This window comes from Micromonospora antibiotica, from assembly GCF_017599305.1.
GTDB lineage: Bacteria > Actinomycetota > Actinomycetes > Mycobacteriales > Micromonosporaceae > Micromonospora > Micromonospora antibiotica.
In genome coordinates this window covers 94,157-113,715 of the sequence record NZ_JAGFWR010000014.1, presented here as the reverse complement: position 1 = coordinate 113,715, position 19,559 = coordinate 94,157, and the positions used below count along the sequence as shown (strand labels likewise).

20 protein-coding genes are annotated in these 19,559 nt (G+C 73.2%); 8 read left to right on the top strand and 12 right to left on the bottom strand.

Going from position 1 to position 19,559, the window contains the following annotated elements; genetic code table 11:
• Positions 1 to 169 precede the first annotated feature (169 nt).
• The 3 genes from JQN83_RS22040 (at position 170) to JQN83_RS22030 (ending at position 4,208) form a co-directional block, all read left to right on the top strand.
• Positions 170 to 1,924: a CDP-glycerol glycerophosphotransferase family protein gene (locus JQN83_RS22040; protein WP_208569034.1), complete on the top strand. Its 1,755-nt coding sequence runs from the start codon at positions 170 to 172 to the stop codon at positions 1,922 to 1,924.
• A gap of 159 nt (positions 1,925 to 2,083) precedes the next feature.
• A complete protein-coding gene (locus JQN83_RS22035) occupies positions 2,084 to 2,740 on the top strand; it encodes a response regulator transcription factor (RefSeq protein WP_208569033.1) in 657 nt (218 codons plus the stop codon).
• Between the two features lie 10 nt (positions 2,741 to 2,750).
• On the top strand, positions 2,751 to 4,208 hold the full coding sequence (locus JQN83_RS22030; RefSeq protein WP_208569032.1) for a sensor histidine kinase: 1,458 nt from the start codon (positions 2,751 to 2,753) through the stop codon (positions 4,206 to 4,208).
• 1 nt (position 4,209) lies between these two features.
• Here the strand turns inward: JQN83_RS22030 and JQN83_RS22025 are convergent, their stop codons facing one another.
• The 4 genes from JQN83_RS22025 to JQN83_RS22010 all read right to left on the bottom strand — a co-directional run bounded on the left by JQN83_RS22025 (position 4,210) and on the right by JQN83_RS22010 (position 8,498).
• The gene (locus JQN83_RS22025; protein ID WP_372444098.1) at positions 4,210 to 5,172 is read right to left on the bottom strand and encodes a TAXI family TRAP transporter solute-binding subunit; all 963 of its coding nucleotides are present in this window, start codon (positions 5,170 to 5,172) and stop codon (positions 4,210 to 4,212) included.
• A gap of 110 nt (positions 5,173 to 5,282) precedes the next feature.
• Positions 5,283 to 5,951, bottom strand: coding sequence for a hypothetical protein (locus JQN83_RS22020; protein WP_208569031.1), 669 nt, complete (start codon positions 5,949 to 5,951; stop codon positions 5,283 to 5,285).
• A 95-nt stretch (positions 5,952 to 6,046) separates the two neighbouring features.
• A complete protein-coding gene (yaaA, locus tag JQN83_RS22015; protein ID WP_208569030.1) occupies positions 6,047 to 6,853 on the bottom strand; it encodes a peroxide stress protein YaaA in 807 nt (268 codons plus the stop codon).
• A 22-nt stretch (positions 6,854 to 6,875) separates the two neighbouring features.
• Positions 6,876 to 8,498: a hypothetical protein gene (locus tag JQN83_RS22010; protein ID WP_372444096.1), complete on the bottom strand. Its 1,623-nt coding sequence runs from the start codon at positions 8,496 to 8,498 to the stop codon at positions 6,876 to 6,878.
• Positions 8,499 to 8,826: 328 nt separating this feature from the next.
• On the opposite strand from JQN83_RS22010, the gene JQN83_RS22005 reads away from it, so the two are divergent.
• Complete coding sequence (locus JQN83_RS22005; protein WP_372444102.1) at positions 8,827 to 9,810, top strand: App1 family protein phosphatidate phosphatase; 984 nt, start codon at positions 8,827 to 8,829, stop codon at positions 9,808 to 9,810.
• Between the two features lie 33 nt (positions 9,811 to 9,843).
• Here JQN83_RS22005 and glgB read toward each other — a convergent pair whose 3' ends face one another.
• From glgB to JQN83_RS21980, 5 genes are all read right to left on the bottom strand, one after another.
• Complete coding sequence (glgB, locus tag JQN83_RS22000; RefSeq protein WP_208569028.1) at positions 9,844 to 11,946, bottom strand: 1,4-alpha-glucan branching protein GlgB; 2,103 nt, start codon at positions 11,944 to 11,946, stop codon at positions 9,844 to 9,846.
• Positions 11,934 to 14,174, bottom strand: a complete 2,241-nt coding sequence (locus JQN83_RS21995) for an alpha-1,4-glucan--maltose-1-phosphate maltosyltransferase (RefSeq protein WP_208569027.1) — start codon at positions 14,172 to 14,174, stop codon at positions 11,934 to 11,936. Before JQN83_RS21995 ends, glgB begins: the two co-directional genes overlap by 13 nt.
• Before the next feature lie 217 nt (positions 14,175 to 14,391).
• Positions 14,392 to 14,619: a winged helix-turn-helix domain-containing protein gene (locus JQN83_RS21990; RefSeq protein WP_208569026.1), complete on the bottom strand. Its 228-nt coding sequence runs from the start codon at positions 14,617 to 14,619 to the stop codon at positions 14,392 to 14,394.
• A gap of 67 nt (positions 14,620 to 14,686) precedes the next feature.
• Entirely contained in the window at positions 14,687 to 14,914 is a 228-nt protein-coding gene (locus tag JQN83_RS21985) for a GntR family transcriptional regulator (protein ID WP_208569025.1), read from the bottom strand.
• A gap of 172 nt (positions 14,915 to 15,086) precedes the next feature.
• Positions 15,087 to 15,356, bottom strand: a complete 270-nt coding sequence (locus JQN83_RS21980) for a winged helix-turn-helix domain-containing protein (protein WP_307799552.1) — start codon at positions 15,354 to 15,356, stop codon at positions 15,087 to 15,089.
• Positions 15,357 to 15,566: 210 nt separating this feature from the next.
• Here JQN83_RS21980 and JQN83_RS21975 point away from each other — a divergent pair, with 210 nt between their 5' ends.
• The 4 genes from JQN83_RS21975 to JQN83_RS21960 are packed head-to-tail and all read left to right on the top strand — an operon-like array spanning position 15,567 to position 17,727.
• Positions 15,567 to 15,764, top strand: coding sequence for a hypothetical protein (locus JQN83_RS21975; protein WP_208569024.1), 198 nt, complete (start codon positions 15,567 to 15,569; stop codon positions 15,762 to 15,764).
• A 16-nt stretch (positions 15,765 to 15,780) separates the two neighbouring features.
• Positions 15,781 to 16,983: a helix-turn-helix domain-containing protein gene (locus JQN83_RS21970; protein WP_208569023.1), complete on the top strand. Its 1,203-nt coding sequence runs from the start codon at positions 15,781 to 15,783 to the stop codon at positions 16,981 to 16,983.
• A 59-nt stretch (positions 16,984 to 17,042) separates the two neighbouring features.
• Entirely contained in the window at positions 17,043 to 17,282 is a 240-nt protein-coding gene (locus tag JQN83_RS21965) for an AbrB/MazE/SpoVT family DNA-binding domain-containing protein (RefSeq protein ID WP_208569022.1), read from the top strand.
• Complete coding sequence (locus JQN83_RS21960) at positions 17,272 to 17,727, top strand: type II toxin-antitoxin system VapC family toxin (RefSeq protein WP_208569021.1); 456 nt, start codon at positions 17,272 to 17,274, stop codon at positions 17,725 to 17,727. The genes JQN83_RS21965 and JQN83_RS21960 overlap by 11 nt, the downstream gene beginning before the upstream one ends.
• A gap of 48 nt (positions 17,728 to 17,775) precedes the next feature.
• Here JQN83_RS21960 and JQN83_RS21955 read toward each other — a convergent pair whose 3' ends face one another.
• The 3 genes from JQN83_RS21955 to glgA are packed head-to-tail and all read right to left on the bottom strand — an operon-like array spanning position 17,776 to position 19,550.
• Positions 17,776 to 18,033 (bottom strand): Txe/YoeB family addiction module toxin, encoded by a 258-nt coding sequence (locus JQN83_RS21955; protein WP_208569020.1) that lies wholly within the window; start codon positions 18,031 to 18,033, stop codon positions 17,776 to 17,778.
• Entirely contained in the window at positions 18,030 to 18,305 is a 276-nt protein-coding gene (locus JQN83_RS21950) for a type II toxin-antitoxin system Phd/YefM family antitoxin (protein WP_067303547.1), read from the bottom strand. Before JQN83_RS21950 ends, JQN83_RS21955 begins: the two co-directional genes overlap by 4 nt.
• A 42-nt stretch (positions 18,306 to 18,347) precedes the next feature.
• On the bottom strand, positions 18,348 to 19,550 hold the full coding sequence (gene glgA, locus JQN83_RS21945; protein ID WP_244252942.1) for a glycogen synthase: 1,203 nt from the start codon (positions 19,548 to 19,550) through the stop codon (positions 18,348 to 18,350).
• Positions 19,551 to 19,559 lie beyond the last annotated feature (9 nt).

Below are 19,559 nucleotides of genomic sequence, written 5' to 3'. Positions count from 1 at the left end.
GAAATGGACCTGGATACCCGAGCGACACCGGGACGCCCTCTCGCGTTAAAGTCGCAATCACCCGCAGACCGGCACGTTCGGTCGCGGTGCTGCGGTCACGCCCGTCGCACGACGAGGCCGTCGACCGCCGGGCCCCGCCCGTCAACGACCTCGTAGGGAGCGTCCTCCTTTGTTCGGCACGTTACTGGAACGCACCGGCACCGCCGCCCGAGGCGCACTGCTGGTGCTGTTCTACCTGGTCATGCTCGTCGCGGGCGTCTTTGGATGGGTGGTCCTGTTCGCCGTGGCCGGGCTGGCCGCGGTGGTCGGTGAGTTCGCCGTCACCCGCTGGTCGCCGCCCTCGGACACGCTGCTGGAAAAGGTCGGTCTCAACCGGGGCTACCGGCAACTGAGCCGGGACCTGGCGTCCGTGCTGCTGGTCGCCGCCACGGTCCCGCTCACCGGGGTCGAGCTGACCTGGCTGCTGGTGCTCCCGGCGGCGGTCTGGGTGATCGCCGTCTTCGCGGGTGCCCTGAACACGATGATCGACCGGCGCAACCCCGTCTCCGCCCTGGTCCGCAACATCGAGCTGGGCCCGATCCGCTCGGCGCCCCGCCCGCCGGACTGGATCGCCAACCTGGCCGGTGTGCCGCTCGCGGTGCTCAACGTGCTGCTGATCCCGGCCGCCGTGGTCACCGCGGTCCGCGTCGACGCCACCCCCGTGCTGACGGTCGCCGCGGTGGCCGCCGGGCTCGCCGCGCTGATCGGCGCGGTGGTCGCGGTGACCTGGCTGCGCGGTCGGGGCACCGGCAAGAGCCCGGTGCTGCCGGTGTTGCAGCGCTGGCTCGACAACCACCGGCCCGAGGTCGCGCTCTACTTCGCCGGCCCCGCCAAGGACGTCTACCAGGCCAACATGTGGCTGGCCCCGACCGAGGCGCTGCACCAGCGGGCGGTCGTGCTGATGCGCAGCAAGGAAGCGTTCTTCGAGCTGGCCGACACCCGGCTCCCGGTGATCTGCGTGCCCACCGGGCCCGACTTCATGAACCTCGAACTGGGCACCGTCCGGGCCGCCCTCTACGCGGCGAACGTCGGCGCCAACATCCACATGTTGCGCGAGCCGGGCATGAAGCACGTCTTCGTCGGTCACGGCGACAGCGACAAGCAGGCCAGCGTCAACCCGTACAGCAAGGTGTACGACGAGGTGTGGGTCGCCGGCCTGGCCGGCCGGGAGCGGTACGCGCGGGCCGCGGTGGGCGTCCGGGACGACGACATCGTGGAGATCGGCCGGCCGCAGCTCGCCGGGGTGCACACCTTCGGCTCGACGGCCCCCGACCGGCCGTTCACCGTCCTCTACGCCCCCACCTGGGAGGGCTGGCTCGACGACGACCCCTACCACACCTCGCTGGTGCTGATGGGGGAGCGGATCGTCCGGGGGGTGCTCGCCTCGCCGCAGGTGCGCCTGGTCTACAAGCCGCACCCGCTGACCGGTTCCCGCTCCAAGGAGGCCAAGGCGGTGCACGAGCGCCTGGTGTCGCTGATCCGGGCCGCCGGTGGTGACCCGGACGCCGGTTCGCTGGACGGCCCCGGGCACCGGGTGGTCACCGGCCGGGTCCCCGCGCTGTTCGACTGCTTCAACCAGACCGACCTGCTGGTCAGTGACATCTCCAGCGTGGTCTCCGACTTCGTGCAGAGCCAGCGGCCGTACGTGGTGGCCAACCCGAGCGGGCTGCCGGAGGACGAGTTCCGGCGCGAGTTCCCCACCTCCCGGGGGGCGTACCTGCTCTCCCGCGACTGTGGTGAGCTGCCGAAGATCCTGGCGCTGACCCGGGCCGGCGACGACCCGATGACCGACGCCCGGCGGGAACTGAAGACCTATCTGCTCGGCCCGGCCGAGGCCAACCCGATGGACCGGTTCCAGGAGGAGATCGGCCGGCTCTGCCGCTGACCGGACGGGGTACGGGGCCCGGGGCGAACACCCGTCCCGGGCCCCGTCCCGTTCGTCGGCCGGCCCGGCACCGGCCGACCCGTGTTCCCCGTGGTTTCCGGCGAGCCGGTGCTTCTGCCACCATTCGCTCGTCATCCGTACGACGAATGGGGGTCACCGGTGCGCATCCTGCTGGTCGAGGACGACCGACGGGTGGCCGCCGCCCTCGCGTCGGCGCTGACCCGCCGCGGCTACGAGGTGGAGCACGCGGCCACCGTCGCCGCCGCGCTCTCGGCCGCCCCCTGTGACCTGGTGCTGCTCGACCTCACCCTGCCCGACGGGGACGGCACCGAGGTGTGTCGGGAGTTGCGGCGGCGCAGCAGCCAGCTCGGCATCATCGCGGTGACCGCCCGTGGTGAGGAACGGGACCGGGTGCTCGGGTTGCGGCTCGGTGCCGACGACTACGTGGTGAAGCCGTTCTCCATGGTGGAGTTGCAGGCCCGGATCGAGGCGGTGCTGCGGCGGGCGGCCCACGCCGCGCCGGCCCGGGACCTGATCGAGGTCGGGTCGGTCCGTATCGACGTCGCCGCCCGGACGGTCGCCGTCGACGGTCGGCAGGTGGCGTTGACCCGCAAGGAGTTCGACATTCTGCTCTCGCTGGCCCGCCAGCCCGGGACGGCGGTGTCCCGGGACCGGATCCTGCTCGACGTCTGGGGTACCACCTGGGCCGACCGGCACACCGTCGAGGTGCACGTCGGTTCGCTGCGGGGCAAGCTCGGCGACCCCCGGCTGGTGGAGACCGTACGCGGGGTCGGCTACCGGCTCCGGGGCGAGTGAGGGGCAGCCGGTGCGGCGTCGACTGGTGATCAGCTACCTGCTGCTGATGGTGCTGGTGCTCCTGGCGTTGGAGACGCCCCTCGCGGCGACGCTGGCGTCCCGGGAGACCGACCGGGTCCGCTCCGACCGGCTCGCGGACGCGACCCGGTTCGCCTCGCTGGCCGGGCCGGCGCTGCGGGGCGGCGGTGCCGGGCCGTTGACCGGCGAACTCGTCAGCTACGACCAGCTGTACGGCATCGGAGCCGCGGTCGTCGACCGGGACGGCCGGGCGCTGGTGGTGTCGACGAGTTGGCGTACGGGCCGGGACACCCGGGCGGCGCTGGACACCGCGCTGGCCGGGCAGCAGTTCAACGGGCCGGACTCGGTCTGGCCGTGGGTGGACGGCCCGCTGGTGGTGGCGGTGCCGATCAACGACGGTGGTGAGGTGCTCGGCGCGGTGGTCACCAGCACCCCGGTGGAGAAGGTCCGGCGCACGGTCACCGCCTGGTGGCTGCTGCTCGCCGGGATCGGCCTGCTCGCCGTGCTGGCCTGTGTCTCCACCGCGTTCGGGCTGGCCGGTTGGGTGTTGCGCCCGGTGACCGAGCTGGATGCGGTGACCCACGAGATCGCCGAGGGGGACCGGGGTGCCCGGGTGCAGGACCGGTGGGGGCCGCCCGAGCTGCGCCGGTTGGCAGCCAGCTTCAACCACATGGCGGTGGTGGTGTCCGACGTGATGGACCGGCAACGGGCCTTCGTCGCGCACGCCAGCCACCAGCTGCGCAACCCGCTGACCGCGCTGCGGCTGCGGGTGGAGGAGCTGGGGCCCAGCGTGACCGACCAGGCCGGCCAGGTCGAGCACCGGTTGGCCCTGGAGGAGACCGACCGGTTGGCGCTGGTCCTCGACGGGCTGCTCACGCTGGCCCGCGCGGAGCGGGAGCAGAACGAACGGGTCACCGTGGACGCGGCGGCGGTGGCCGCGTCCCGGGTCGCCGCGTGGGAGCCGCTGGCCCGGCACCGGTCGGTCACCCTGCTCCTGGCGGCGTCCGGCCCGGCGTACGCGCGGACCGTGCCGACCGCCGTCGACCAGGCGCTGGACGCGCTGATCGACAACGCGATCAAGTTCAGCGGGGAGGGCGGCGAGGTGACGGTGGCGGTCCGGCACGTCGACGGGGGCACCGCGCTGGAGGTACGCGACACCGGCCCGGGGATGACCTCGGAGCAGCTCCACCAGGCCACCGAGCGGTTCTGGCGGGCCCCGGACGCGCAGAACATCGAGGGTGCCGGCCTCGGCCTGACCATCGTGGCGGTGCTGGTGGACGCCTCCGACGGTCGGCTCACCATGCATCCGGGTCAACCGCGCGGTCTGGTCGCCGAGCTGTGGTTCCCCGGCCCGTCCGACATCGACCCCCCGTCGGACACCGAATCCCCGTCCGACGCCGACTCCCCGTCGGACGCCGTCGTCCCCGCCCTGCCCGGCGGGGCGGGCTGAGTCAGGGTTTGGCGGACCGGTACCAGGCGGCTGCGCCCGGGTGCAGCGGCAGCGGGGTGGTGGCGATCGCCGAGCGGGGACTCATCCGGCCGGCTGCCGGGTGGGCGGCGGCCAGCTCCGACCGACGTTCCATCAGCAGCCGGGTCACCTCGCGCACCAGGGGCTCCGGCAGGTCCGCCCGGACGATCAGGTAGTTGGGGTTGGCGACCGTGGTGACCGGGTCCACGCCGTACACCGAGCGGGGGATGTCCCGGGAGACGTACACCTCGCGGTAGGCGCGACGTAGCGGCTCGGTCCACTCGCCCAGGTTGACCAGCCGGATCGAGGTGGCGTCGGCGAGCGCCTTCACCCCGCGTACCGGCAGGCCACCGGAGAAGAAGAAGGCGTCGATCCGGCCGGACCGCAGCGCTGCCACCGAGTCGTCCAACCCGAGGTGTTCCTGCCGGACCTGGTCGCCGCCGAGCCGGGCCACCTCCAACAGCCGGGTCACCGTGACCTCGGTGCCGGACCCGGCCGCGCCCACCGAGACCCGCCGTCCGCGCAGGTCGGCGAGGTCGCGGATCGGTCCGCCGGCAGTGGTGACCAGGTGCAGCAGGTCGTCGTAGACGCGCGCCACGGCGAGCACCTTCGGTGGGCCGTTCGGGTGGGTGTCGAGCACGTCGGCCTGGGTGAAGCCCAGCTCGGCGGCACCGGAACCGACCAGCCGGACGTTCTCGGCGGAGGCGGCGGTGACCACCACGCTGGCCCGGACACCGGGCATCTCGCGGTTGAGGACGGTGGCCAGCGACTGGCCGAAGGCGTGGTAGACGGCGGTCGGGCTGCCGGTGGCGATCCGGATCCGGACCGGTTCGTCGGGGGAGTCCTGGCAGGCGACCAGCCCGCCGAGCACCACGACCAGCAGCATCAGCAGCGCTGTGCCGGCGGAGGCGGACCGCCGGCCGCGCCCGGTCCGGCGACGGCTCACGCGGTGCACTCTGCGCCGTCACCGCCGTCGGCGCAAGCTCAGACGGCCGGTGCCGGGCCTGACCGCCGGGTCAGCCCGCTGCGGGGTGGACGCCTCGACGTCCGCCGCGCTCAGGCCGGGGTGGGCTGCCGGGCGGGGGCCAACGCGGCCCGCTCCATGATCCGCAGCCGGTCCGGCCCGTCGGCGACGCTGACCACCAGGCAGCCGGTTCCCGGTCGCAGCAGCGCCGGCACCTCCAACTGGGCCGCCGACCGGACCAGCACGGCGGCCAGTTCCCGGTCGGCCAGCCGGATACCGAGGATGTGCCGCCGGACGTGCCGGCCGCCGGCCAGCAACGCCGAGCGCCAGGCCGCCGAGGCGAGCCGGGTCCGCCAGGCGGCCCGGGGGGTGGACGAGCCGACGGCGGGGCCGAGCAGTTCCCGCCGTCCCTGCCGCCAGCCGGCCTCGCGTAACGCCGTGTACCCGGGCACCTGCGCCGTCGGCACGTGCAACCGGTGCAGCTCGTAGCGGCGACGCAGGCCACCGGTGGCCACCTCGTGCTCGACGGGGACGCCGAGCCGGACGAGCAGTTGCCGCATCCGCAGCGCGGCGTCCTCCCGGTTGAACTCCACCACCGCCCGCGGTGGGGGTGGCGTCGGGCGGTGCGTGGCGACGGCCGGCGTCGGCGTGCAGCGCACCAGGCAGGCCACCTCGAACGCGTCGGCCAGGGTCAACCAGTCCAGCGGTGGTGGGGACGCCGGGGGGCGCGGCCGGTCGAGCAGGCGGGGTTCGGAGGTCATCGGACCGCTCCTTCTCGACGGGGGTTCCCCTACGGTCGCCTGCCGGTCCGCCCGCCTCCAGCCATCGGCACCGGATTTGAGGAAATCTTGCGTTCCTAGAGTTCGGTCACCACCACGTCGACCTGACGGGGGCGGCCCGCCGTCACCGGCTGCTCCTCGACCGGGTACTTCAGGTCACGCAACGCGCCGATCAGGGCGGTCGCGGTGCGCGGCCGGGCCCCCGCCACCAGCAGGTCGCGGACCAGCCGGCCCTTGGTGGCCTTGTTGAAGTGGCTCACCACCGTGCGTTCCCCCGGCCGGCGTTCGTGCAGCACCCGCACGGTGACCGTCCGGGCGGCCAGCTCCGCCGGCGGCGTCCAGGTCGCCGCATAGGCGGCGGACCGCAGGTCCAGCACCGGGCCGCCGCCGGCCGCCGCCGTCAGCACCGGCGACAACACCCGCCGCCAGTACGCCGACAGCGCCCCCACCCCCGGCAGCCGCGCCCCGATCGGGCACCGGTACGGCGGGATCCGGTCGGTGAGGCGTACCGCGCCCCACAGGCCCGAGCTGACCAGCACCGAACGGCGGGCCGCCCGCAGCGCCCCGGGCGGCAGGGTGGCCAGGCCGAGCGCCTCGTAGAGCACCCCGGTGTAGACCTGCCCGGCCGGTGCGGTGGCGGCCCGGTCCAGCCGGGCGTTGCGGGCCAGCTCGCCCCGCTGACCGGCGGTCAACCCCAGGGCGGTCAGGGCGGCGTCGGCGGCACCGGGCCCGTCCGACCGGCCGGCGGCACCGAGGGCCATCAGCGCGGTCAGCACCTCCACGCGGGCCGGGGTCAACTCGGGCAGGGAGAGCCGGGTCAGGTCGAGCCGACGACCGGTGCCGGCGTCGGCCTTGCCCTCGGAGGGCGGCAGCAGGATGAGCACCCGGAAAGCGTACGGGCCGAGGTCAGCGCCACGGCCGGACGGCACTCGCCGGGTGGTACACCCGGTATCCGGCGACCTCGACCAGCCGGGCGGGGTCGGCCGCGTCCCCGAGCAGCCCCCGCAGCCGGCGCTCCGCCGGGGAGTCCACCGGCAGCACGTACCCGGGTCGTTGCGCCCCCTCCACCCGCCGCCAGTACGGTCGGTAGCGGTTCTGCCCGGGGGTGAGTTGCCCGTCGAGCACCGCGCAGACCACCCGCTCACCGGTGTCGAAGGTCAACCGGTTGCAGGTCCAGTAGTCGCCGTAGACCTCCCGCAGGCCGGTCCGGCGCACCGCGTCGGCCAGCTCCCGGGCCCGCCGCTGGTCGGCCCGGGGCGCGTCCAGCGCCGTCAGGAACAGCCCGGTCGCCACCACGGCGGTGGTGGTCAACCCGGCCAGCACCGCCGTGGCGCTCGCCCCGACCAGCCGACCGACCACCCCGACGGTGCCCCGCCAGCAGGCCACCGCCGCCAGCCACAGCGGCCACAGCACCGCCGGCAGGGAGATCTGCACCACCGCCAGGTAGCGGGCGTTGGCCAGCGGGTCGGTCGCGGCGGGCGGACTGCGGACGTACGACAGCAGGGTCAGGGCGGCACCGGCGATCAGGGCGAGCTGGGCGACGGGCCGGACCCGCACGGCGGTCGGCCGGCCCGTGGTCCGGCGGTAGCCGACCAGGGCGAGCCCGGCGGCGGCGACCAGCAGCACCGGGTAGAGCGCCCCGAACCACTCCTGCCGGCGGGCGCACCCGGTGACCGGGCAGAGGCCGGTGGCCAGCGGCACCCCGGTCAGTAGCCCACCGCGCACCCGGTCGACCAGCGGCGGCGTCGGCCCGGTGCCGGCGCTGAGCTGGCGCAGCACCGACCACGAGTCCGCGCCCGGCGGGGCGACCAGGTTGTCCCAGACCAGCGGGGCCACCCCGACCGCGAACCCGGCCACCAGCAGCAGCCCCGACCAGCCGAGCAACTCCCGGCGGGTGGCGTAGACCAGCAGCACCCCGGCGACCGCCAGGTAGGGGGCGAGCAGCCAGTCGGACCAGAGCGCCGCCCCGGCGCACACCCCGGCCAACCCCGCCGCCGCCCGTCGCCACCCGGGCCGCCGCCACCGGCCCCGTCGCCCCGCCAGCCCCACCGCGATCAGCAGGATCGCCAGCACCATCGGTTTACCCTCGGGCCGCCCGCCGACCACGGTGAGCTGGTCGCGGACCACCCGTTCGGTGCCGAGCGCCAGCAACCCGACGGTGAAGGTGGCGAACCACGGCCGGTAGAGCCGCCGGCTCAGCCGGTACGACAACCAGAGGAAGAGCGCGTACAACGCGACGAGCGGCAGCCGTAGCACCGGCCAGGACGGTCCGGCCAGCGCCACCAGCGGGGCGGCCAGGTAGGACTCGATCATGCCCATGTAATGCTGCCCGTAGAGGAAGACCGGGTGTTCCCGGCCGGCGGCGATGTGCAGCGCGGCCAGCCCGAAGGTCGCCTCGTCGCTGTTCGCGGCGGGCACCGTCAGCAGGGTCAGAACCAGCCGGTAACCCACCCCGGCCACCCCGAGCAGCAGCGCGACCCGCGCCGGACGGTCCAGCCGTGCGCGGTCGGATGGAACAGGTGTCGACACGACCAACGCCCCCGTCGTCGTCCCGACCGGAGTGTGTCACGCCGGCCGGGCCTCCCGGGCCGGATCGGTCCAGCCGACCCGATGCCGGTCCGCGCCCGCCCGACTCGTCTCCCGTCCGACTCGCTTCCCGTCCGGCTCGGCCCGACTCGTTTCCGCCCGGCCGGGGCGTCGGACGTCTGGTGCGTGCCCCGCCGTCCACCTGGGCGCTCGACCCGCTGTGCTCCTGGTCGCTCGCCTGGCCGCTGCCGGACTCCTGTGGCAGGGTTGCACCGTGCCCTCCACCACCGCGAGCCAGCTGGCCGTACCCACCCTGCACCGGGCCGCGCGGATCGAGGACGCCCTGCACCAACTGGTCGAGCGCCGGTTGCGCCGCACCGGCTGGCAGCCCAACATCGTCGCGTACGCCGGTTACGGCGCACCCGGTTGGGCCCGGGTGCTGTGCCGGGTGCTGCTCAGCCGCCCCGACCGGCGGCAGGGCCGGCTGGAGAAGGTACGCGGCTGGCGCAGCTTCGCCACCCTGCCCGCCAAACACGTCGAGGTCACCATCGAGGCCGGCGACGGCGTACACACCGCCCGCGCCGACCGCAGCGGCTTCGTCGACACCATGGTCAAGGCCAACTTCGCCCCCGGCTGGGCCTCGGTGCGGCTGCGGGTCGCCGACGCCGAACCGGTCGAGGCCCTGGTCCGGGTGATCGACCCGGAGGTGCGCCTCGGCATCCTCTCCGACATCGACGACACGGTCATGGTCACCGCGCTGCCCCGACCCATGCTGGCCGCCTGGAACACCTTCGTCCTCGACGAGCACGCCCGCACGGCGGTGCCGGGCATGGCGGTGCTCTATGAACGCCTGGTCACCGCCCACCCCGGCAGCCCGGTGTTCTACCTGTCCACCGGCGCGTGGAACGTCGCGCCGACGCTGACCCGGTTCCTGTCCCGGCACCTCTACCCGGCCGGCCCGCTGCTGCTCACCGACTGGGGGCCGACGGCCGACCGCTGGTTCCGCAGCGGCCGGGAGCACAAGCGGGCCACCCTGGCCCGGTTGGCCGCCGAGTTCCCCGACGTGCGCTGGCTGCTGATCGGCGACGACGGGCAGCACGACCCGGAGATCTACCGGGAGTTCGCCGCCGCCCACCCGGAGAACGTCGCCGGGGTGGCGATCCGCCGGCTCTCCCCGACCCAGTCGGTGCTCGCCGGCAGCCTGCCCGTGCCGAACGACCGGCCGTCGTCGGCGGGGCCGGTGGGGCAGAAGTGGCTCTCCGCCCCCGACGGCGCCGGGCTGTGGAAGCTGCTCCGCGACGCCGGCCTGGTCTGATCCCCGGCCCGACCGACGCCCGGTGCGGGTGGGTCAGTCGCGGCGGAGCCAGAGTACGCCGAGTGGGGGGACCCGCAGTGCCACCGAGGCGGGCAGGCCGTGCCAGGGGACGTCCTGGGCGTGCACCGCACCGAGGTTGCCCACGCCGGAGCCGCCGTAGTGCTGGGCGTCGGTATTGATCACCTCGGTCCAGGTGCCGCCGGCCGGTAGGCCGACCCGGTAGTCCTCCAGCGGACCCGCGGAGAAGTTCGCCACGCAGACCAGGGTCGCGCCGTCCGGGGCGATCCGGACGAAGGAGACCGCGTTGTTGGCGACGTCGTCCCCGGCGATCCAGCGGAACCCGGCCGGGTCGGTGTCCTGCGCCCACAGCGCCGGGGTGTCCCGGTAGGCGGCGTTGAGGTCGGCGACCAGCCGCTGCACCCCGGCCCGCGCCGGATCGTGCAGGAGGTACCAGTCGAGGCCGCGTTCCTCGCTCCACTCCCGGTCGTCGCCCAGCTCACAGCCCATGAAGAGCAGTTGCTTGCCCGGGTGCGCCCACATGTACGCCAGCAGCGCCCGTACGTTGGCCAGCCGTTGCCAGGTGTCGCCGGGCATCTTGCCGGCCAGCGAACCCTTGCCGTGCACCACCTCGTCGTGGCTGATCGGCAGCACGTAGTTCTCGCTCCAGGCGTACGCCAGGGAGAAGGTGAGCTGGTGGTGGTGGTGCTGCCGGTAGATCGGGTCCTTGGCGGTGTAGAGCAGGGTGTCGTGCATCCAGCCCATGTTCCACTTGAAGCCGAAGCCGAGCCCCCCGTCGGCGGTGGACCGGGTGACCCCGGGCCAGGCGGTGGACTCCTCGGCGATCATCACCACCCCGGCGTGGTGCTTGTAGACGGTGGCGTTGACCTCCTGCATGAAGGCGATCGCCTCCAGGTTCTCCCGGCCGCCGTGCTGGTTGGGCAGCCACTGCCCCTCGGGGCGGGAGTAGTCCAGGTAGAGCATCGAGGCGACCGCGTCGACCCGCAGGCCGTCGATGTGGAACTCGTCGCACCAGTAGAGGGCGTTGGCGACCAGGAAGTTGCGGACCTCGCGGCGACCGAAGTCGAAGACGTACGTGCCCCAGTCGGGGTGCTCGCCGCGGCGCGGGTCGGGGTGTTCGTAGAGCGGGGTGCCGTCGAAACGCGCTAGCGCCCACTCGTCCTTGGGGAAGTGCGCGGGCACCCAGTCGAGCAGCACCCCGATGCCGGCGGCGTGCAGCCGGTCGACCAGGTGCCGGAAGTCGTCCGGGTCACCGAACCGGGAGGTGGGCGCGAAGTAGCCGGTGACCTGGTAACCCCAGGAACCGCCGAACGGGTGCTCCATCACCGGCAGGAACTCCACGTGCGTGAAGCCCATCTCGGTGACGTACGTGGTGAGCTGGTCGGCCAGCTCCCGGTAGCTGAGGCCGGGCCGCCACGAGCCGAGGTGCACCTCGTACACGCTCATCGGTTCCCGGTGCGGCTGCCGGCGGGCCCGCTGCTCCAGCCACCGCGCGTCGGTCCACTCGTAGCGGGACCGGTGCACCACCGAGGCGGTGGCCGGCGGCACCTCCGCGTACGCGGCCATCGGGTCGGCCTTGTCCCGCCACCGCCCGTCGGCACCGAGGACGCGGTACTTGTAGCGGGCCCCCTCCGGCGCGCCGGGCACGAAGATCTCCCAGACGCCGCTGGAGCCGAGGCTGCGCATCGGCCAGCCGTCGTCGGGACCCCAGCCGGTGAAGTCGCCGACCACGCGCACCCCACCGGCGTTCGGGGCCCACACCGCGAAGGCGACGCCGCCGTCGCGGACCTGCGCGCCGAGCGCCTCCCAGAGCCGTTCGTGCCGGCCCTCGCCGATCAGGTGCAGGTCCAGCTCACCGAGGGTCGGCGGGTGGCGGTAGGGATCGTCGGTGACCCAGCCGTCGACGTCGACCCGGTAGTCGAGCACGCTGCCTTCGACGCGGGCCTCGAAGACGCCGACGTCGTGCACCCGCTTCATCGGGTGCCGGTCGTCGCCGACGAGCAGCGTCACGTCGCCGGCGCCCCGCCGCAGGGTGCGGATCGTGGTCCACCCGTCGGCGGGGTGCGCGCCGAGCAGGGCGTGCGGGTCGTGCGTCGCGCCGGCGATCAGCTGGTCCATCGGTCGTCCTTCGGGGCGGGGTCGGTCGGGGTGCTGCCGTGCGGGGCACGGCCGGTCCTGGAGCCACCGGTCCGGGCGCGGCGGGCCTTGGCGGGGCGGGGCGCGGCGGGGCCGGTCGGCTGGCCGGCCTCCGGGGCGGGGGTGGTGGGCGCGGTGCCGCCGGAGAGTTCGGCGGGCACCTCCGTCACGGTCAACTCGGCTGGTTCCGCGCCGGCCGGCAACTCGGCCGGTTCCGCGCCGGCCGGGATCTCGGCCGGCGGGGTCGGCGGGCGGCGGACCGTCAGCACGTGCGCCGGTTGCAGGTACGGGTCGAGCCGGACCGCGTTGCGCTGCCCCCACTCGTAGCTGGCCCCGGTCAGCTCGTCGTGCACGGTGAACCGTTCGTGCCAGTCGAAGCCCAGTGCCGGCATGTCCAGGGTGGTGTTGCCCCACTGGACGGTCTGGGAGTCGAACGAGCAGACCACGATGACCGTGTCGCCGGTGTCCGGGTCGTGCTTGGACCAGCACAGCAGCGTCGGGTTGTCGATGTCGTGGAAGACCAGGTTGCGCAGCCGGTGCAGGGCCGGGTGTTCGCGGCGTACCCGGTTGAGGGTGGCGACGAACGGGGCGAGCGAGCGGCCGTGTGCCTGCGCGCCGGCCCAGTCCCGGGGGCGCAGCTCGTACTTCTCGTTGTCGAGGTACTCCTCCGCGCCGGGGCGGGCGACGTGCTCGAACAGTTCGAACCCCGCGTAGATGCCCCAGGAGGGGCTGAGCAGGGCGGCCAGCACCGCGCGGATCTTGAACATCGGCGGTCCGCCGTGTTGCAGGGACTCGTGCAGGATGTCCGGGGTGTTGGGCCAGAAGTTCGGCCGCATCCAGTCGGCTGAGGCGACCAGCTCCTCGCAGTATTCGCGCATCTCGGCAGCCGTCGTGCGCCAGGTGAAGTAGGTGTACGACTGGGTGAAGCCGACCTTGCCGAGCCCGTGCATGATCGCCGGCCGGGTGAACGCCTCGGCCAGGAAGAGCACGTCCGGGTCGGTGCGCTTGACCTCGGCGATCAGCCAGTGCCAGAAGTCGAACGGCTTGGTGTGCGGGTTGTCCACCCGGAAGATCCGCACGCCCTCGCCGATCCAGTGCCGCACCACCCGCAGCACCTCGGCCCGGATGCCCTCGGGGTCGTTGTCGAAGTTGACCGGGTAGATGTCCTGGTACTTCTTCGGCGGGTTCTCCGCGTACGCGATGCTGCCGTCGGCCCGGGTGGTGAACCACTCCGGGTGCTCGGTCACCCAGGGGTGGTCGGGGGCGCACTGCAACGCCAGGTCCATCGCCACTTCCAGGCCCTGCTCGGCGGCGGCGGCGACGAAGTCGCGGAAGTCAGCCGGCGTACCCAGGTCGGGGTGGATGGCGTCGTGGCCGCCCTCGGCCGCACCGATCGCCCACGGCGAGCCGACGTCGTCGGGGCCGGCGGTCAGCGCGTTGTTGCGGCCCTTGCGGTTGACCCGGCCGATCGGGTGGATCGGCGGCAGGTAGAGCACGTCGAAGCCCATCGCCGCGACCCCGGGCAGCCGGTCCGTCGCGGTGACGAAGGTGCCCGAGCGGGCCGGGGCGTCGACGGTGGCCGGGACCGCGCCCTCGGAACGGGGGAAGAACTCGTACCAGGCGGAGAAGAGCGCCCGGGGGCGGTCCACCCAGAGCCGGTGCGGCGTGCCGGTGGTGACCAGCTCCCGCACCGGGTGCGCCCAGAGCAGGTCGGCCAGGTCGAGGGCCGGGGCGACCCGGCGGGCCAGCTCGGCCTCCTTGTCGCCCAGCGCGGCCACCGCCGCCTCGACCCGCCCGACGTCGCCGGCCGGTACGAGCTCCAGGGCGGCGGTCAGCACCCGCACGCCCTCGGCCAGGTCGTTGGCCAGCTCGGCCGCGCCCTGCCCGGCGGCGACCTTCTTGGTCACCGCGTTCTGCCAGGTCAGGTACGGGTCCTGGAACGCCTCGACGGTGAAGGTCCACTCGCCGACGGCGTCCGGCCGGATGATGGCGTGCCAGCGGTCCTGCCCCGGCTCGCCGGGCCGCATCCGGGTGAACGGCCGGGTCACGCCGTCGGGGCCGTGCCAGACCACGTTGCAGCCGAGGGCGTCGTGCCCCTCCCGGTAGGCGCGCGCCGACACCGGCACCAGCTCGTCGACCACCGCCTTGGCCGGGTAGCGACCGCAGGCGACGACAGGGGAGACGTCTTCGATCGGGAACCGTCCGCTCACCCGCTCAACCTACTGTGCGAGATCCCTTCGCGCTCAATCAAGCGTCCCCTTCTCCCGCACCCCGTTGCGCGCCTCCCCGTCGGCAGGGCGCTTCCGGTCCTCGGCAAGGTGGAGCGCGCTGTGCCCCACGCCAACCCTCCTTCCGCTTCCTCTCGACGCGAGCCACCCTTCGTACGTGACCGTTGCGTTCGCTCAGCTGGTCCGGGCGTGCGCCGCGCTAGGCGGGCGGCTCCGGTGCCACGAACGAACCCTTGCCCTGGTGCACCTCGATCCAGCCCCGCTCATCCAGAATCCAGAGGGCTCGCCTGATCGGGTTGTCGGAAGAGCTGTACTGCTGGGCGAACTGAGCGATCGTGGGGAGCCTGTCGCCGGGCTTGAGCATGCCGCTGCGGACCGATGCGACGATGTCGTCAATAACCTGCTCGTACACGGGCTTGCGTGGCACGGGGACCGCCTTTCGGGAGACTGAACATGATCTCACCGAATGCGACCTGGTGTGGACCCTGCGTGACTCAGGTGGGTGGAGCCTCGGCCACGTACAGGCCGGCCCCTTGGACGCCGACGACGATCCCGTGGGCCTGGAGGAGCATCACCGCTCGCTGCACGGTCGAGACGCTTGCCGAGTACAGTCGGGCCAGCTCGGCGTAGGTGGGCAGCCGGCTTTCCGGCGGGTACTCGCCCTGCTGGATGCGGGCGTGCAGGTCGGCGGCGATCTTCCGGTAGCCCGTCGGGATGGTCATGGAGCCTGCCTCCGTCCGGCAGTACTTTCGTCGGAGACCCGTATGACTGTCGGGCATTTTTATGCCTGACAGTCATACGACCTTCTGGAGAGTGGTACCCCCGTCGCGGTTACGCATTGTGCGGGCGGGCGATCTACTCCGGGCTGTCGGGCGCCCGGCAGCGGTTCCCGCGCTACGCGGGGGGCTTCGATGCCACGAACGATCCCTTGCCCTGTCGGGTGACGATCCAGCCGCGCTCCTCCAGGATGCGGAGGGCGTAGCGGACCGGCCAGGCGCTCGACTGATACTGCTGGCGCAACTCCGCGATAGACGGCAACTTGTCATCGGGGTGAAGCGTGCCTGCCCGGATCGAAGCTGAGACATCAGCGATGATCTGCTCATACAGCGGTGCTTGCGGCATCGTGGAGCCACCTCTCGTCAGCACCCCGATCTTCGCACCCACAGTGACTTACCGTGCCTGCTCAGTTGACTCTGACGGCATTGCCTTCTATGTTGAGTGACGACAGCGGCTCTCTCGTCAGCAAACGGGGTGCCTCTGACCGGGGCGGGGTGGCTTCCATGCCAGGCCACTCCGCCCTGCCGTTTCGGCAAAGCGGGTTCCCTGCTCGGGCCGCGCGAACTGCATCTTTGGCGTGTCGGTGAGGAGGCCGGGATGGATGACCGTCCACATCAAGGGCTCGGGCGGGGGGCGTATCCGGTGCCGGGTGGCCCTGCTCCGCTGCCCGACGGCGACCGGGTGCCGGTGCCGGTCCCGCCACGCCGCCCGGCGGTGCGTCGGCGGCGGTTCGCCTACGGGGTGGCGGTCGCGGTGTGCGTACTCGTGCTGCTCGTGGTGGGGATCGTCCGGTGAGCGGGACGGGGCGGCGGTGAACGAGCTGCCGGTGGGCCGCCGGGTCGCCCAGTGGCGGGTGCGGCGCAACATGACGCAACAGCAGTTCGCCGACCATCTCGGCAAGTCGAAGAGCTGGGTCGACAAGGTTGAGCGCGGGGTGCGCCGGCTGGAACAGGTGTCCAACCTCCGGATGGTCGCCGAGACTCTCCGCATCGACCTGGAGGTGCTGCTCGCCGGGTCGGCGGGGGAGTCGGCGCGACCGGAGACCGCCACCACCGGTGTCGACGCGGTGCTGGCCGCGCTCGCCCGCTACCACGTCGAGCCGCCGGCCCGGCCGCCCGACGTCGCGGAGGTGCGCACCCGCCTGGCCCACGCGGAGCAGAGCTACCGGCACGCCCGCTACCCGGAACTGCTCGTCCTGCTGCCCGGCCTGGTCGATGCCGTCCGCGCGGCGCGGGCACTCCGGCCCGGTCGGGCCACCGACGGGCTGCTCGCCCGGGGGTACGGCCTGGTCGCGCTGGTGCTGCTCAAGGTCGACCGGCCGGAGGTGGCCTGGCTGGCCGCCGACCGGGCGGTGGCCGCCGCGCAGGTCACGAAGGACCCGTGGGTGGCCGCCGCCGCCACGGTGCCGCTGGCCCAGGCCCTGCGCCACGGCGGCCGGCGGCGGGCCGCGATGGAGGCCGCCGCCGTCGCCGCCCACCGCCTCCTGCCGGGGCGTTCCCCGGGCACGCCCCTGGCGACCTCGTCGACGCCCGGTGACGACCGGTCGGCCGACCCCGCGCTGCTCGCCACGCTGCTGCTCCAGGCCGGCCTGGCCGCCGCCGGGCGGGGTGACGGCCGGGCCGCCCGGGATCTGCTCGACCGGGCCGGTCGGGCCGCCCGGGAGGCCGGGGCCGAGGGCGGCGGCGCGGCGGTCGAGGCCGCGCGGGTGGTCGCCGAGGCCGCCCTCGGCGAGGTCACGGCGGCGACGGTACGCCACGAGCGGCTGGTGGCCGGCGACGAGTGGCGGTGGCTGCCCCCTGAGCACCGGGCCGCGTACCTGCTCGATGCCGCCCGTGCCTACGTGCTCGACGGCAACCTGCTCTGCGCCGGCCGGGCGGTGCTCGAAGCGGAGCGCACCGCCCACGGCGAGGTGCACCACCGCCCGGCGGTACGCCCCCTGGTCGCCGTGGTGGCCCGTTCCCCCGCCGCCCCGCCCGCCCTGACCCGTCTCGCCGCCACCCTCCACGTCACCTGACAGCCCCAGACAGAGACCTGCGACACGTATCATGTGTATTACGTATCTAGGGGGCTGCCGTGAAGTTGAACAGCAAGGGTCAGGTGACGATCCCGGCGGAACTGCGGGTCCGGTACAACCTGCACGAGGGTGACGAGGTCGACGTGATCGAGGAAGGCGGCGCACTGCGCATCGTGCGCGTCAGTGACGCTGAGACCCGTGGTCAGCGTCTGGTCCGGCACATGCGCGGCAGGGGCAGCGCCCCGGAGGTGCAGGGCATGTCGACCGAGGACCTGATGGACCTGCTCCGTGGGGAGTGAACGGATCCGGGCTGTCGCCGCTCGGGTGCCGGAGACGGTTGCCACGCTGGTCGACACCAACGTCCTGCTGGACGTCTTCACCGAGGACCCGCAATGGGCCGACTGGTCGGCTGAGGCCCTGGCCAGCGCCCGCGACGAGGGCATTCTGGTGATCAATCCGATCGTGTACGCCGAGGTGTCAGTGCGGTTCGACGGTGTCGAGGAACTCGACGATGCGCTGCCCGCCACGGATTTCCTCCGCGAGGACCTGCCGCACCCGGCGGGCTTCCTGGCCGGCAAGGCGTACGCGCGGTACCGCCGGCAGGGCGGCTCCAAACGTTCGCCGATCGCCGACTTCTACATCGGCGCACACGCGGCGGTCTGCCGCTACCGCCTGCTCACCCGCGACAGCAGCCGCTGCCGCTCGTACTTCCCGACGCTGAAGTTGATCGCGCCCGGCGAGTGACGGCCGTCCGTCGCCTGGCCCGTCCGTCGTTGGCGTAGGGCGGGGTGGCTACCTGTCGCCGTAGTGGTACCGGCAGGCGATGATCTCGACGTCGTCCTTCGTGATGCGGTACACCAGCCGATGTTCGCGATCGATCCGGCGGGACCAGAAGCCGGACAGCTCACCCCGCAGGGGCTCCGGCTTGCCGATGCCCTCGTATTCGTTGCGCATGACGTCGGCGATGAGATCGTTGATGCGTTTGACCAGCTTGCGGTCCGTGTGGCTGAGGTACTGGTTCCACGCCGTCGCGGTGAAGACCAGCCTCACGCGACGTCCCGTACGGTCGTCGGGTCGACCAGTTCCCGCTCGGTGGCGTCACCCTCGTCGAGTTCCGCGATCGATCGGCGCAGGGCCGCCGCGTTGCCCGGACTGCGTAGCAGGTACTCGGTCTCCTTCATCGACTCGTACTCCGCCAGCGGCACGATGACCACCGGCTCGTGACCCGACCGGGTCACCACCACTTCCTCCGCGTCGTTGATGACGCTGTCGAGTTCGGCGGCCAGGTTCTGCCGCAGCTGGGTGAAGTTCACGGTCCGCATGACCACCTCCGAGGTAGGTACAGAAAACTGTACCTGACCTGGTTATTCCAGGAGTGAGCGGTACAGCTCCAGGGTCTGGACGGCGATGGCGTCCCAGGAGAAGTGCTCCACGGCCCGCCGCCGGCCGGCGAGACCCAACGCCTCGGTGCGCTTCGGGTCGGCCAGCAACTCGTTGATCGTCGCGCCGAGGTCGGCGACGAAGCGGTCCGGGTCCAGCGGGTTGCCGGAACCGTCGCCGGCCTGCTCGATCGGCACCAGCAACCCGGTCTCGCCGTCGGCGACCACCTCGGGGATGCCCCCGGTGGCGGTCGCCACCACCGCCGTTTCGCAGGCCATCGCCTCCAGGTTGACGATGCCCATCGGCTCGTAGACCGACGGGCAGACGAAGACGGTGGCGTGGGTGAGCACCTGGATCACCTCGGGCTTGGGCAGCATCTCGGCCACCCAGACCACCCCGGACCGGTTGGCCCGCAGCTCGGTGACCAGCCCCTGCACCTCGGCGGCGATCTCCGGGGTGTCCGGGGCACCGGCGAGCAGCACCAGTTGGGTGTCGGCGGGCAGCTCCCGGGCGGCACGCAGCAGGTAGGGCAGGCCCTTCTGCCTGGTGATCCGCCCGACGTACACCACGCTGGGGCGGGCGGGGTCGATGCCGAGCCGGTCCAGTACGTCGGTGCCGTGGTCGGGGGCGTACTGGGCGGTGTCGATGCCGTTGTAGACCACCCGGACCCGGTCCGGGTTCACCGCCGGGTAGGCGGTCAGCACGTCCCGCCGCATCCCCGCACTCACCGCGACGATCGCGTCGGCGGACTCCATCGCCGTCCGCTCGCACCAGGAGGAGAGCGCGTAACCGCCGCCGAGCTGCTCGGCCTTCCACGGGCGCAGCGGCTCCAGGCTGTGCGCGGTCACCACGTGCGGCACCCCGTACAGCAGCTTGGCGGTGTGCCCGGCCAGGTTGGCGTACCAGGTGTGGCTGTGCACCACGTCGGTGCCGGCGCACCCGGCGGCCATCGCCAGGTCGACGCCCATGGTCCGCAGCGCCGCGTTCGCGCCGCCCAGGCCAGCCGGCTCGGGGTACGCGGTGACGCCCGGCTCGACGCGCTCCGCGCCGAAGCAGTGCACCCGGACGTCGGCGAGCCGGCGCAGCTCCCGGGCCAGGTACTCGACGTGCACCCCGGCCCCGCCGTAGACCTCCGGCGGGTACTCGCGGGTGAGCAGGTCCACGCGCAGCGGGGCGGAGTCGGTCATGCCCGGCAC

Coding starts and splice junctions, on each gene's coding strand:
- glgB (WP_208569028.1), bottom strand. CDS start 11,946: ATGGACCAGCTGATCGCCGGCGCGACGCACGACCCGCACGCCCTGCTC.
- JQN83_RS21985 (WP_208569025.1), bottom strand. CDS start 14,914: ATGACCATCCCGACGGGCTACCGGAAGATCGCCGCCGACCTGCACGCC.
- glgA (WP_244252942.1), bottom strand. CDS start 19,550: ATGACCGACTCCGCCCCGCTGCGCGTGGACCTGCTCACCCGCGAGTAC.
- JQN83_RS21975 (WP_208569024.1), top strand. CDS start 15,567: ATGGATGACCGTCCACATCAAGGGCTCGGGCGGGGGGCGTATCCGGTG.
- JQN83_RS21950 (WP_067303547.1), bottom strand. CDS start 18,305: ATGCGGACCGTGAACTTCACCCAGCTGCGGCAGAACCTGGCCGCCGAA.
- JQN83_RS22020 (WP_208569031.1), bottom strand. CDS start 5,951: ATGACCTCCGAACCCCGCCTGCTCGACCGGCCGCGCCCCCCGGCGTCC.